10 protein-coding genes are annotated in these 13,220 nt (G+C 64.9%); 7 read left to right on the top strand and 3 right to left on the bottom strand.

Annotated elements, in window-relative coordinates; translation table 11 throughout:
* The first annotated feature begins 3 nt into the window (after positions 1–3).
* Genes trpC through glp form a run of 3 tightly spaced genes read left to right on the top strand, consistent with a single transcriptional unit; the run spans position 4 to position 2,506 of the window.
* Positions 4–816, top strand: a complete 813-nt coding sequence (gene trpC / locus F3H96_RS24630) for an indole-3-glycerol phosphate synthase TrpC (protein ID WP_149804349.1) — start codon at positions 4–6, stop codon at positions 814–816.
* 2 nt (positions 817–818) lie between these two features.
* On the top strand, positions 819–1,298 hold the full coding sequence (gene moaC / locus F3H96_RS24625; RefSeq protein ID WP_149804287.1) for a cyclic pyranopterin monophosphate synthase MoaC: 480 nt from the start codon (positions 819–821) through the stop codon (positions 1,296–1,298).
* Between the two features lie 2 nt (positions 1,299–1,300).
* A complete protein-coding gene (glp, locus tag F3H96_RS24620; RefSeq protein WP_149804286.1) occupies positions 1,301–2,506 on the top strand; it encodes a gephyrin-like molybdotransferase Glp in 1,206 nt (401 codons plus the stop codon).
* 53 nt (positions 2,507–2,559) lie between these two features.
* Here the strand turns inward: glp and F3H96_RS24615 are convergent, their stop codons facing one another.
* Complete coding sequence (locus tag F3H96_RS24615; protein WP_149804285.1) at positions 2,560–3,390, bottom strand: alpha/beta hydrolase; 831 nt, start codon at positions 3,388–3,390, stop codon at positions 2,560–2,562.
* Positions 3,391–3,625: 235 nt separating this feature from the next.
* On the opposite strand from F3H96_RS24615, the gene F3H96_RS24610 reads away from it, so the two are divergent.
* Entirely contained in the window at positions 3,626–5,251 is a 1,626-nt protein-coding gene (locus F3H96_RS24610) for an AMP-binding protein (RefSeq protein ID WP_149804284.1), read from the top strand.
* Positions 5,252–5,266: 15 nt separating this feature from the next.
* On the opposite strand, the gene kynU is transcribed toward F3H96_RS24610, so the two are convergent.
* Complete coding sequence (kynU, locus tag F3H96_RS24605; RefSeq protein WP_149804283.1) at positions 5,267–6,514, bottom strand: kynureninase; 1,248 nt, start codon at positions 6,512–6,514, stop codon at positions 5,267–5,269.
* A gap of 463 nt (positions 6,515–6,977) precedes the next feature.
* Here kynU and lexA point away from each other — a divergent pair, with 463 nt between their 5' ends.
* Positions 6,978–7,709 carry a transcriptional repressor LexA gene (lexA, locus tag F3H96_RS24600; protein WP_149804282.1) on the top strand — a complete coding sequence of 244 codons (732 nt, stop codon included), beginning with the start codon at positions 6,978–6,980 and terminating at the stop codon, positions 7,707–7,709.
* Here lexA and F3H96_RS24595 read toward each other — a convergent pair.
* Positions 7,703–10,156: a ComEC/Rec2 family competence protein gene (locus F3H96_RS24595; protein ID WP_149804281.1), complete on the bottom strand. Its 2,454-nt coding sequence runs from the start codon at positions 10,154–10,156 to the stop codon at positions 7,703–7,705. The two genes, lexA and F3H96_RS24595, sit on opposite strands and share 7 nt — an antisense overlap.
* Before the next feature lie 103 nt (positions 10,157–10,259).
* Between F3H96_RS24595 and gltX the strand changes: the two genes are divergently transcribed.
* Both gltX and gltA read left to right on the top strand, forming a co-directional pair.
* Complete coding sequence (gene gltX, locus F3H96_RS24590) at positions 10,260–11,684, top strand: glutamate--tRNA ligase (protein WP_149804280.1); 1,425 nt, start codon at positions 10,260–10,262, stop codon at positions 11,682–11,684.
* 181 nt (positions 11,685–11,865) lie between these two features.
* Entirely contained in the window at positions 11,866–13,194 is a 1,329-nt protein-coding gene (gene gltA / locus F3H96_RS24585) for a citrate synthase (protein ID WP_149804279.1), read from the top strand.
* Positions 13,195–13,220 lie beyond the last annotated feature (26 nt).

Raw genomic sequence — 13,220 nt, 5'->3', positions numbered from 1 at the left:
GCCTTGTCGGATATCCTGCGCAAGATCGAAGCCTATAAGCGCGATGAGATCGCGGCGGCGAAGGCGAAAATACCGCTAGCCGAGATCAAGGCGCGGGCGAAGGATGCCGATGCGACGCGCGGTTTTTTGGCGGCGCTTGAGGCAAAGCGCAGAGCGGGGAGCTTCGGCCTGATCGCCGAAATCAAAAAAGCGAGCCCTTCGAAGGGTTTGATTCGAGCCGATTTCGATCCGCCGTCATTGGCGCAGGCCTATCAGAAAGGTGGCGCCGCTTGCCTTTCGGTGCTTACAGACGCCCCCTCTTTCCATGGTGCTCCGGAATTTCTCACCAACGCGCGCAAGGCAGTGTCCCTGCCCGCATTGCGCAAGGATTTCCTGTTCGACCCCTACCAAGTCTACGAAGCACGAGCCTGGGGCGCAGACGCCATCCTGATCATTATGGCGAGCGCGGATGATGCCCTGGCGAGCGAATTGGAAGCTATCGCCTTCGAGCTCGGCATGGACGCCCTGATCGAGGTGCATGACGAGGCCGAAACGGAACGCGCGTTAAAGCTGTCGTCGCGGCTGATCGGTATCAACAACCGCAATCTGCGGACATTCGAGACCAGCCTTGAGACTTCTGAGCGGCTCGCGCCGATGGTGCCGGGCGGTTACCTGCTGGTCAGCGAAAGCGGCATCTTTACCCACGACGATTGCCTCAGGATGCAGAAAACCGGCATCGGCACCTTCCTCGTCGGCGAGAGCCTGATGCGGCAGGCGGACGTAGCCGCGGCCACCGAGCTCCTGCTGACGGGCAAGGCGCCAGCCGAGGCGGTTTGAGCATGCCTGCCCTCACCCATCTCGGCGCCAGGGGCGAAGCCAACATGGTCGATGTCGGCGACAAGGCCGAGACGACCCGCACGGCAATCGCCGAAGGCTTCGTCTCGATGCGGCCCGAAACACTGGAGATGATTCTCGCCGGCGACGCCAAGAAAGGCGACGTATTGGGAACTGCCCGCATCGCCGGCATCATGGCCGCGAAGAAGACGCACGAGCTGATCCCGCTTTGCCATCCGCTGCTTCTCAGCAAGGTCGCCGTCGAGATCGAGCCGGACCACACGCTGCCTGGCCTTAAGGTCACGGCGCTCGCCCGCGTCACCGGCAAGACGGGCGTGGAGATGGAAGCCCTGACCGCCGCCTCGGTCGCCTGCCTCACCATCTACGACATGGCCAAGGCAGCGGACCGCGCCATGGTTATCTCCGGCATCAGGCTGGTCGAGAAGACCGGTGGCAAGTCGGGTGACTACAAGGCGGGTTCTTAACGATGGCGCTGGTCCCAGTCGCCGAGGCGCTCGAGCGCCTGCTGGACGGCGCGACCGCGCTGCCGGGCGAAAGCGTGCCGCTGGCCGAAGCGGCCGGCCGGGTGCTGGCCGAACCGGTGGTCGCGCTGCGCACCCAGCCGCCGTTCAACGCTTCGGCCATGGACGGCTATGCCGCACGCTTTGCGGACGTGGCCTCGGTGCCGGCGCGGCTCTCCGTGATCGGCATCGCGCCCGCCGGGCGCGGCTTCATCGGCCTTGTCGGCAAGGGCGAGACCGTGCGCATCTTCACAGGCGCGCCACTGCCTGAAGGCGCAGACACCATCGTTATCCAGGAAAACGTTCGCGACCTTGGCGGTGGTCAGATCGAGGTGACCGAGCCGACTGCCGCGGGACGTAACATCCGCCGAGCGGGTCTCGACTTCTTGCGCGGCGACGTACTGCTCCAAAAAGGCCGCCTGCTCGATCCGGCGGCACTGTCGCTGGCGGCGTCCGCCAACCATCCGAGCCTCAATGTGGTGCGTCGGCCGCTGGTTGCCATCATCGCCACTGGCGACGAACTGCTGCCGCCGGGAAGTGAACTCGGCCCCGACCAGATCATTTCCTCCAATGCCTATGGCGTCTCTGCCGTCGCCCAGTCGGTTGGCGCGCGCGCGATCGACCTCGGCATCGCCGCCGACTGCCACAAGGCGATCGCCGCGCTGGTCGGGAAAGCGGTCGAAGCGCGCGCCGATGTCATCGTCACGCTCGGCGGCGCCTCCGTCGGCGATCACGACCTGATCCACGACGTGCTCACCAGCCAGGGCATGCAGCTCGACTTCTGGAAGATCGCCATGCGGCCCGGCAAGCCGCTGATGTTTGGCCGGCTTGGCGATGTCCGCTGCATCGGCCTGCCCGGCAATCCGGTGGCGAGCCTCGTCTGCTCGCAATTGTTCTTGAAGCCGCTGCTGGCGCGGCTCGGCGGCCGCGACCACAAGCAGGACGTGCGAACGGCCCGGCTGGGCACTCCGATGCAAGCCAACGACGTCAGGCAGGATTATGTGCGCGCCGTCGTGCGCGAGGAAGCCGGCGCGCTGGTCGCCACCCCCTTCGGCATCCAGGACTCCTCGATGCTGCGGATGCTCGCCGACGCCAACGGGCTGATCGTGCGTGAACCCTTTGCACCGGCCGCGCAGGCCGGCGCCGAATGCAGGGTGCTGATGCTGCGCTGAACAAACGTCGGCGCAGCCGATCGTTCAAACGTCGGCGCAGCCGATCGTAGTCCTTATTCGTCGACCAGCCTGCGGGTCAGCGGATGATCCGGGTCGGCGAGACCATCGACAACATTGAAATGATGCCGATCCGGCTCGACCACTGAATCGGTGGCGGCGCCGAGCCCGGTCCAGATGTTGGCGAGCAACGCGCTCTGGCGCAGGAATTCCGAACGCTCGCCGCCGCCGGCCCAACAGGTGATGCGGGCTCCCGGCTGTGGCCGCAGCAACGCCGGGCTCTCGCATAAGGCTTCCCGCTCGTCGATGTTCAGGGTCTGGTTCAGTCCGGTGAACATGAGCGGTCGAAGGTCGTGCAGGCCCGAGATCGAAACCACCTGGCGTATGCGCCGCGCCACGTCGGATGCCAGCGGCGAGGCTGCGCTCACCATCCGGCTGGCGAGATGTCCGCCGGCCGAGTGCCCGGTCAGCATCAGCGGACCATCGACCATGGCCGCCGCCTTGCCGATCGCCGACGCGACTTCGCCGGCAATGCCGCCGATCCTGATCTCGGGGCAAAGTGTGTAGGAAGGCATGGCGACGGCATAGCCGCGGCTGACCGCGCCACCCGCCAGATGCGACCAGCTGGTCTTGTCCGACTCCATCCAGTAGCCGCCGTGGATGAACACCACGAGCCCCCTTGGCGCGGCAGGTGGAAGAAAGAGATCGAACCGGTTGCGGGGCGCTTTGCCGTACACGATATCGAGCCGCGCCCTGCCCTGTGCCAGCAACTTTTCGCGAAACGCCTGCGCCGGGCCATCCCAGGCCGCCGGCCAACGCTCGCCGCCCGCGATGTTCGCGCCGTTGGCGTAGGCATTGTCCCAATTCGCGATGCGATGTTCCACCAACAGTACCCTCCCAAGACGCGTAGCTTTCAATCAGCAATGGCCGGCAGCGGACACAAGGTCAATGCGCCGGAGCAAAACATTTTAGGCTTGAAACAAATCTCACCCGGTGCGATCCTGCCTGACGACAGCCGACAATGGGAGGTCTGTCGGAACAGCCGAAACCTGCATTCCTTCGCCTCCCCAGGTGGCGTCGTCGGACAGGTGCGGCCGGAGAGCAGGAAGGGATAGCCGCAACATGCTTGGGGCTTCAGCACACACCGACACCTTCACGCGCGATAACCTGCCGCCGCCGGAGCAATGGCCGGACTTCCTTCTGCACGGCTTCGACTATCCCGAACGCCTCAACGCCGGCGTCGAATTGACCGACAGGCTGGTCGAGAAAGGCTTTGGCGATCGCACCGCGCTGATCGGCAACGGTCGCCGCCGCACCTACAAGGAATTGTCGGACTGGACGAACAGGCTGGCCCATGCGTTGGTCGAAAACTATGGTCTGAAGCCCGGCAACCGGGTGCTCATCCGCTCGGCGAACAATCCGGCCATGGTCGCCTGCTGGCTTGCCGCCACGAAGGCCGGCGCCGTCGTCGTCAACACCATGCCGATGCTGCGCGCCGGCGAGCTCGCCAAGATCGTCGACAAGGCGGAAATCAGCATCGCGCTCTGCGACACCAGGCTGATTGACGAAATGACTGCATGCGCCAAGGAGAGCGCGTTCCTCAAACAGGTCGTCGGCTTCGACGGTACCGCCAATCATGACGCCGAACTGGACCGCGCCGCACTCGACAAGCCCGTCACTTTCACGGCTGTCGACACCGGTCGCGACGATGTCGCGCTGCTCGGCTTCACCTCGGGAACGACCGGCGTGCCGAAGGCGACCATGCATTTTCACCGCGACCTGATGATCATCGCCGACGCCTACCCGCGCGAGATCCTGCAGGTGACGCCCGACGACATATTTGTCGGCTCCCCGCCGCTCGCCTTCACCTTCGGCCTCGGCGGGCTCGCCATCTTTCCCTTACGCTTCGGCGCATCGGCAACGCTGCTGGAGCAGGCGACGCCGCCCAATATGATCGACATCATCGAGACCTACAGGGCGACCATCTCCTTCACGGCGCCCACGGCCTACAGGGCCATGCTGAAGGCCATGGACGAAGGTGCCGACCTCTCCTCGCTGCGCGTTGCCGTTTCGGCCGGCGAGACTTTGCCCGCCCCTGTCTTCGAGGAGTGGGTGCGAAAGACCGGCAAGCCGATACTGGACGGCATCGGGGCAACCGAGATGTTGCACATCTTCATCTCCAACCGCTTCGACGACATGAAGCCCGGCTCGACCGGCAAGCCGGTGGGCGGCTACGAGGCGCGCATCGTCGACGCCGAGATGCGTGTGTTGCCGCGCGGCGTGGCAGGGCGGCTGGCGGTGCGCGGGCCGACAGGCTGCCGCTACGTGGCCGACGGCCGCCAAAAGGAATATGTCCGCGACGGCTGGAACCTGACTGGCGACACCTTTGTGCAGGACGAGGACGACTTTTTCCATTTCGCCGCGCGCTCCGACGACATGATCGTCAGCGCCGGCTACAACATCGCCGGACCGGAGGTGGAGGCCGCGCTGCTGTCGCATCCGGATGTCGCGGAATGCGCTGTCATCGGCGCGGAGGACGCCGAACGCGGCCAGATCGTCGAGGCGCATGTCGTGCTGGCGCCCGGAGCGATAGCGGACGCCGCGACCGTCAAGCGCCTCCAGGATCACGTCAAGGCGACGATCGCGCCTTACAAATATCCGCGCTCGGTCAAGTTCATCGCGGCCCTGCCCAAGACGCCGACAGGCAAGATACAGCGATTCCGCCTGCGCGCCGAAAAATCCCATTGAGCGAGCGAAGCCGTTTCAGGTGACGGCAGCCTTGACCGCAAAGCGGGCATCCCGCCATGCGCTTGTGCGCAGGATGTCTTCCAGCACGCCGACGGCGTCCCAGACATCCCGGTAGCCGACATAGAGCGGCGTGAAGCCGAAACGAACCGTCGACGGCGCGCGGAAATCGCCGATCACGCCGCGCTCGATCAAGGCGCGCATAAGTTGGTAGCCATGCGGGTGGGCGAACGACACCTGGCTGCCGCGCTCGGCGCCGTCGCGCGGGCTTTCCAGTTCGAGACCGAAGCCGCCGCACTTGGCTTCGACGAGCCGGATGAACAGGTCCGTCAACGCAACGCTCTTTTCGCGCACGGCCTTCATGTCGACTTCGTCCCACAGGTCCAGCGCTCCTTTCAGCGCTCGCATCGACAGCACTGGCTGCGTTCCGCACAGGAACCGCCGGATGCCCGTGCCGGCGGCATAGCCCTGTTCGAACGCGAACGGCCTGGCGTGGCCCCACCAGCCGCTGAGCGGCTGGTGAACGTCGCCGTGGTGGCGGCTGGCGGCATAGATGAAGGCCGGCGCGCCCGGCCCGCCATTGAGATACTTGTACGTGCAGCCGATGGCGAAATCGGCATTCGAGCCGTCGAGATCGACCGGCAGGGCGCCTGCCGTGTGGCAGAGGTCCCAGACGATCAGCGCGCCGGCCAGATGGGCCTTGCGCGTCAGCGCTGCTATGTCGCGCAGCCGGCCGGACTTGTAGTTCACGTGGTTGACCAGGATGACCGCGACGTCCTCGTCGATCAGCTCTTCGATCGTCGGGGCATCGACACCTTCGAGCCGCAGTACCGTGCCGTGCCGCGTCGATGCCACCCCTTCCGCCATGTAGAGGTCGGTCGGAAAGCTGTCGCCCTCGGCAACGATCGCCGAGCGCTCGGGCCGCATCGCGAGCGCCGCGTGCAGGACCTTGTAGATGTTGATAGAGGTCGTGTCGCACACCACGGTCTGACCCGGTCCGGCGCCGATCAGACGCCCGAGCCTATCGCCGAGCTCGACCGGCATGTCGAACCAGCCGGCGGTGTTCCACGCACGGATGAGATCCTGTGCCCATTCCTGCCTGGCGGCGGTCTCGATCTCGTTGAAGACTCCGATCGAAGCAGCGCCCAGCGAATTGCCGTCGAGGTATATCACGCCTTCGGGCAGGACGAAGCGATCGCGCAAGGCGCGTAGCGGATCCGCTGCGTCCATCGCCTCGACGTCAGCGAGATCAGGAATTCCCCACATTATGCAACCGCCTCCCATTTCGACCGAACGCCGCGCGCGCAATCTCGTCGGGCGGCGATGGGCGGTTGTCTCACCGTCGTCCGTGGGACGGCAAGAACCTTTTGTCCTTTGTTGGCTGGTCCATTGACGGCATGAACCGTGAGCCGAAGTCGCCGCCAGGTTGGCGTTTTGGCTTCGTTTCGTTCACGTTGCGCCACGCACACCGAGGAGCCGAAGGGACACCCCAGCGCCTTCGCGACGGCGTCGCCACCCATTTCAGCTTGAGGACCGGCCGCAAAATAGAACGGAATCAAGGCCTCAGGCCCACCGGCGGGGGCCAGGGCATCATCGGACGCAACATTGTTTCGGCAGCCTTAACAGATTCATTAAACTTTAAACGGTTGCGGAACACAACTGGAACAGATAGTGTTTGTTCTGGGTTTGTTTTTCTGATTCTGGTTTGAGAACCCAACGGGGGCCGCCGATGCTGACGCGCAAACAACATGAACTCCTGATGTTCATCCATGAACGCCTGAAAGAGAGCGGGATTCCTCCATCCTTCGACGAGATGAAGGAGGCGCTCGACCTTGCCTCGAAGTCGGGTATCCATCGGCTGATCACGGCACTGGAGGAGCGCGGTTTCATTCGTCGGCTGCCGAACCGGGCGCGCGCGCTCGAAGTGCTGCGGCTGCCGGATTCGATTGCGCCTGGCCTGAATGCCGCGAAGAAATTTTCGCCAAGCGTCATCCAGGGCGGCCAAGGCGCCCTTGGCCGGCAGATCAAGCCGGCAGCCCCCTTGCGCACGCCGACCCCCAGCAATGACGAAGCCGCTTCGGCCGTGTCCATTCCGGTGATGGGCCGCATCGCCGCCGGTGTGCCGATCGACGCCATCCAGCACCAGACGCATTCGATCACCGTGCCGCCGGATATGATTTCGGGCGGCGAGCACTATGCGCTGGAAGTCAAGGGCGACTCGATGATCGAGGCCGGCATCTTCGACGGCGACACCGTCATCATCCGCAATGCCAACACGGCAAGCCCGGGCGAGATTGTGGTGGCGCTGGTCGACGACGAGGAGGCGACGCTCAAGCGCTTCCGCCGCAAGGGCGCGTCGATCGCGCTGGAAGCCGCCAATCCGGCTTATGAGACCCGCATCTTCGGGCCGGACCGTGTGAAGGTGCAGGGCAAGCTGGTCGGTCTGATCCGCCGCTACTGAGTTTGTTGCGCTGGCTTCGGACCCGTCCTCTCTGGCTTTTTGTAAGGCGGCAATCCCCTCGCCTCGCGGGCGTATTTGCGCTGCTCATGCCAGGGCCGGTAGGGCTTTTCGACGGCGTAGCGAACGGTTGGCTGCGCCGTAGCCGATTGCGTGTCGAAGAAGACGGCGGCACTCCCGTCGCGCGCCAGCTGCCGTTTGGTGACGACAAGGATGCGCGGATCGCGGCAGGGATTGTAGGCCGTGGCGTCGTTGATGACGATGAGGTCGGCAAAGCCGCAGGCCGGCCGCGCGCTGTCGCGATTTTCGGCAAGCGCGACGATCGCGCCGGAAGGATGCCGGCCGATGCAGAGGTCTCCGGTGCAATAGAAGGGCGAGCCAGGCGGCAGGTCGACGGGATCGGCGACGCCGAGTGCGCCGTTGGCGAATGTCTCCGGCGGCACGACTTCCTCGGCCTTCAACGCTCGTTTCCAGTTATCGGTGGTGAACTCGTTGGAGCGTACGCGGTTGATGGCGAGTTCGCCACCGCCGATCGGCATCGCCACCAGGTGCGCGTCCTCGGAGATGAGCACGTCCGGCGTGCGGACATGCGGGATGGCCAGCAGCGCGGCGAGCGCGAAGGGTATGGCGGCAAGCCTTAGCCAGGTGGTGGCCATGGTCGCGATGACCAGCGCAATCGTCGCCAGCAGCACCGACTGGATAGAGATCAGCCCGACGGCATCGACCGGTGAGCGCTCGGAAATCCATGCCGAAATGGCGATCATCGCCGTCAGGCCCTTGCCCATCACATAGAGGAATGGGCCGTCGAAGCCGAACGGCATCGCCAGCGCGCTCAACACGGCGAACGGCATGACTATCAGCGAGACGATAGGCATCACTGCCAGATTGGCCAGCAGGCTGAGCGGCGACACGCGCTGGAAGTGCCAGATGGCAAACAGCAATGTCGCGCTGCCTGCGATGAGCGACGTGATGGCAGCGCCGCCCACTCCAACCGCCAGTCTTCGCGATGCGAACCCGAGAAACGAACGCTTTGCCGGCGGCGCGGTCGTTTTGCCGGCGCGATAATCGGCCCAGCCGGCATAGGCGCCGACCAGGGCAGCGGTGGCCGCGAACGACATCTGGAAGCTCGGGCCGACCACTTCATGCGGCGAGACCAGGATGACGGCGATCGCCGAAATCGCCAGATTGCGCATCGTCAGCGCCGCGCGGTCGAAGAGCACTGCGACCAGCATCACGGCGAGCATGATGAAACTTCGCTCGGCCGCCACCACGATACCCGAGATCACGAGATAAGCGGCGATCGACGTCAGCGCGATGGCCGCGGCATATTTCTTCACCGGCCGGCGCGACGAGAAATCCGGAAACAGCGCGAAGGCACCGCGCAGCAGGAACATGACCGTGCCGGCGACCAGCGCCATGTGCAGGCCGGAGATCGAGATGATGTGATAAATGCCGGTGCGTCGCATCGACTCGTTGATTTCTTCCGGAATGCCGGCGCGCACGCCGACGATCAGCGCCGCCGCGATCTCGCCTTCGGAGCCGCCGATGGTGTTCCTGATGTGGTCTGCAATCCCTTCGCGGGCATTTTCTATGGCCGATGCCATGCGCGCGCCGAATGGCGCCTCAGCCGGCGCGATCAGCTTCGGGTCGCCCAGGAAGAAGCCGCTGCCGCCGATACCGGAAAAATAGCTGTCGAAGGAAAAATCGTAGCTGTCGGGCCGAACCGGGCCGGTCGGCGGCAGCAGCTTGGCATAGCCGGTCAGCGTCGACCCGGCCGTCATGTCGGGCGGAATCCTCCGTGCCGAAAGCCTGACGCGCTCCGGCGCGTAGCGCAGTGTCGGATGCTCCGTGGAAATGAGATCGATGGTCAGCCGAACACGGCCGTTGGCCATCGCCTCGGCGGTGACAAGGCGGCCCGTCAGTCGCGTTTGGATTTCGGATCCGAGCATCGGGGTTGCCGCCCGCCAGGTTTCCACCTTGGCAGCCAGAAAGCCCAGGGCGCAGAAAAGCGCCGCCACGAAGATAAGGTGCGTTCTCGGCCGGGCACGCGACGCCGCCGCGCAGGCGCCCATCAGCGCCACCGCCGCAAGCGGCCTGTAGAGGTCGGGCTCGGTGGTCAGCGAGAAGTAATAGGTGACGCCGGCGGCCAGGAACACCGGCACCAGCAGGAAGCCGATGCCGCGGTCGAGCTCGGCTGCGGCGGCGGCGCCGATGCTTTGACGAAAGGCGGGAAGGCTGATGCGACTGAGCGGCTTGCGAAGCCGGCCCGAGGACGCCGAAACAGCGCCGGACGCGTCGCCCGGCGGCAACGTCTCCGGGGCGGCCGGGCGCGGTTCTGGAAGCGAAATCGGCGCGGCTTCGGCGGGCGTGCCATAGGCAAACATCAGGCGCTCGCTGACGCCAGCTGTCGTTCCCTCGCCCTCGTTCGCACCCCGGCTTCGTCCAGCCATCGGGTCTGCCCCTTGCGCCCCAGACGGCCTATGCTACATGAACGCGCAAAGCGCGAAAGTCCGCGCAAAACATGCCTGTTTTCTGTGCAAGCCTGAGAGTTCCATGTCCGACAAGGTCGTCACCCGTTTTGCCCCCTCGCCCACAGGCTACCTGCATATTGGCGGCGCGCGCACGGCGCTGTTCAACTGGCTTTATGCCAGGCACGCCGGCGGCACGATGCTGCTGCGCATCGAGGACACCGATCGCGAGCGCTCCACCGAGGCTGCCACGGCTGCCATTCTCGACGGACTGACCTGGCTCGGCCTTTCCTGGGACGGCGAAGCCGTGTCGCAGTTCGAGCGCGCGCCGCGCCATCGCCAGGTGGCCGAGGACCTCGTGCGTATGGGCAAGGCCTACTACAGCTACGAGACGCCGGCGGAGCTCGAGGCGATGCGCGAGGCGGCGCGCGCCAAGGGTCTGCCGCCGCGCTACAACGGCCAGTGGCGCGACCGCGATCCCTCCGAGGCGCCGGCGGGCGTCAAGGGCGCGATCCGCATCAAGGCGCCGACCCAGGGCGAGACAATCGTGCATGACCGCGTCCAGGGCGAGGTGCGCTTCCCCAACAAGGACCTCGACGATTTCATCATCCTGCGCTCGGACGGCAACCCGACCTATATGCATGCCGTCGTGGTCGACGACCATGACATGGGCGTCACCCACATCATCCGCGGCGACGATCACCTGACCAACGCCGCGCGCCAGACGGTGATCTACAACGCCATGGGCTGGGAGGTGCCTTCGATGTCGCACATCCCGCTGATCCACGGCGCCGACGGCGCCAAGCTGTCGAAGCGTCACGGCGCGCTCGGCGTCGAGGCTTATCGCGCCATGGGCTATCTGCCGGAGGCCCTGCTGAACTACCTGGCCAGGCTCGGCTGGAGCCATGGCGACGACGAGGTGATGTCGATCAAGGACATGGTCGCCTGGTTCGACATCGGCGACGTCAACAAGGGCGCGGCCCGCTTCGACTTCGCCAAGCTCGAGGCGCTGAACGGCGTCCATATGCGCAAGATGGACGACAAGGCGCTGTTCGACATCTTCGTCGACACCTTGCCCCATCTCGAAGGCGGTCCGGCGCTCGCGGCAAAACTCGATGACAAGCGCAAGGCGCAGCTGCTCGCTGCGATGCCCGGTCTCAAGGAGCGGGCCAAGACCCTGGTTGAGCTGGTCGACGGCGCGGCTTTCCTGTTCGCCGAGCGGCCATTGCCGCTGGACGAGAAGGCCGCCGGCTTGCTCAACGCCGATGCGCGCGCGATTTTGCGCGGCGCGCATGGCGCCTTGTCTTCCATCGAGGGCGACTGGAACGCCGCCTCGGCGGAGGCGTCGATCCGCGTATTCGCGCAGGCCGGTGGGCACAAGCTCGGCGCCGTGGCCCAACCGCTGAGAGCCGCGCTGACCGGCCGCAGCACCTCGCCCGGCGTGTTCGACGTGCTCGCCGTGCTGGGGCGCCAGGAAAGCCTGGCACGGATTGGGGATCAAATCGATTAGGAGCGAACTGGCCCAAGAAGATTGGCATTGAAAGGTGCGTTTCGCAGTGCAACATTGGACCTTGGCCCAATCAGGCACGCACCTCCTAAAATGCGGTGGCGAGTTCGCGCATTCCGGTGACTTCGACGTGTCGTTTGCAGGAATTGCCTTGCCGGCATGAGGATACAAAAGGAGTTTGAGAATGAGCGAAGCTGCGACAAAACAGCACCCGGGCAGCAAAACGCACGAGTCGACCGCCAGGCTGGAACTCGCCGGCAAGACGCACGAACTCAAGGTGCGAAGCGGTACGGTCGGGCCCGACGTCATCGACATCGGTTCGCTCTACAGCACCACCGGCGCCTTCACTTATGATCCGGGCTTCACCTCGACCGCAAGCTGCGAGTCGGGCATCACCTTCATCGACGGCGATGCCGGCATCCTCTTGCATCGTGGCTTCCCGATCGATCAGCTCGCCGAGCACGGCGACTTCCTCGAGGTCTGCTATCTCCTGCTCTACGGCGAGTTGCCGACCAAGGCGCAGAAGGACGATTTCGATTATCGCGTGACCCGCCACACCATGGTGCATGAGCAGATGTCGCGCTTCTTCACCGGCTTCCGCCGCGACGCGCACCCGATGGCGGTCATGTGCGGCGTGGTCGGCGCGCTGTCGGCCTTTTACCACGACTCGACCGACATCTCGGACCCCTACCAGCGCATGGTCGCCTCGATGCGCCTGATCGCCAAGATGCCGACGATCGCGGCGATGGCCTACAAGTACCATATCGGCCAGCCCTTCATTTACCCCAAGAACGATCTCGGCTTCGCAGCCAACTTCCTGCATATGTGCTTTGCCGTGCCGTGCGAGGAGTACAAGATCAATCCGGTGCTGGCGCGCGCCATGGACCGCATCTTCATCCTGCACGCCGACCATGAGCAGAACGCCTCGACCTCGACCGTTCGCCTCGCGGGCTCGTCGGGCGCCAACCCGTTCGCCTGTATCGCCGCCGGCATCGCTTGCCTGTGGGGTCCGGCGCATGGCGGAGCCAACGAAGCAGCGCTCAACATGCTGGGCGAGATCGGCCATGTCGATCACATTCCGGAGTTCATCGCCCGAGCCAAGGACAAGAACGATCCGTTCCGCCTGATGGGCTTCGGCCACCGCGTCTACAAGAACTACGACCCGCGCGCCAAGATCATGCAGAAGACCGCGCACGAGGTGCTGGGCGAACTCGGCATCAAGGACGACCCGTTGCTCGACATCGCGATGGAACTGGAAAAGATCGCGCTGACCGACGAGTACTTCATCGAAAAGAAGCTCTACCCGAACGTCGACTTCTATTCCGGCATCACGCTGAAGGCGCTTGGCTTCCCCACCACGATGTTCACCGTGCTCTTCGCGGTTGCCCGCACAGTCGGCTGGATCGCGCAGTGGAAGGAGATGATCGAGGACCCGCACCAGAAGATCGGCCGTCCGCGCCAGCTCTACACCGGCGCCACGGAACGCGACTACGTGCCGATTGCGAAAAGGTAGGATTAGGGAATGGGCAGTAGGGAATA

Source organism: Mesorhizobium sp. NFR06 (genome assembly GCF_900115245.1).
Taxonomy (GTDB): Bacteria; Pseudomonadota; Alphaproteobacteria; order Rhizobiales; family Rhizobiaceae; genus Mesorhizobium.
This window is presented reverse-complemented; position numbering and strand designations above follow the sequence as displayed.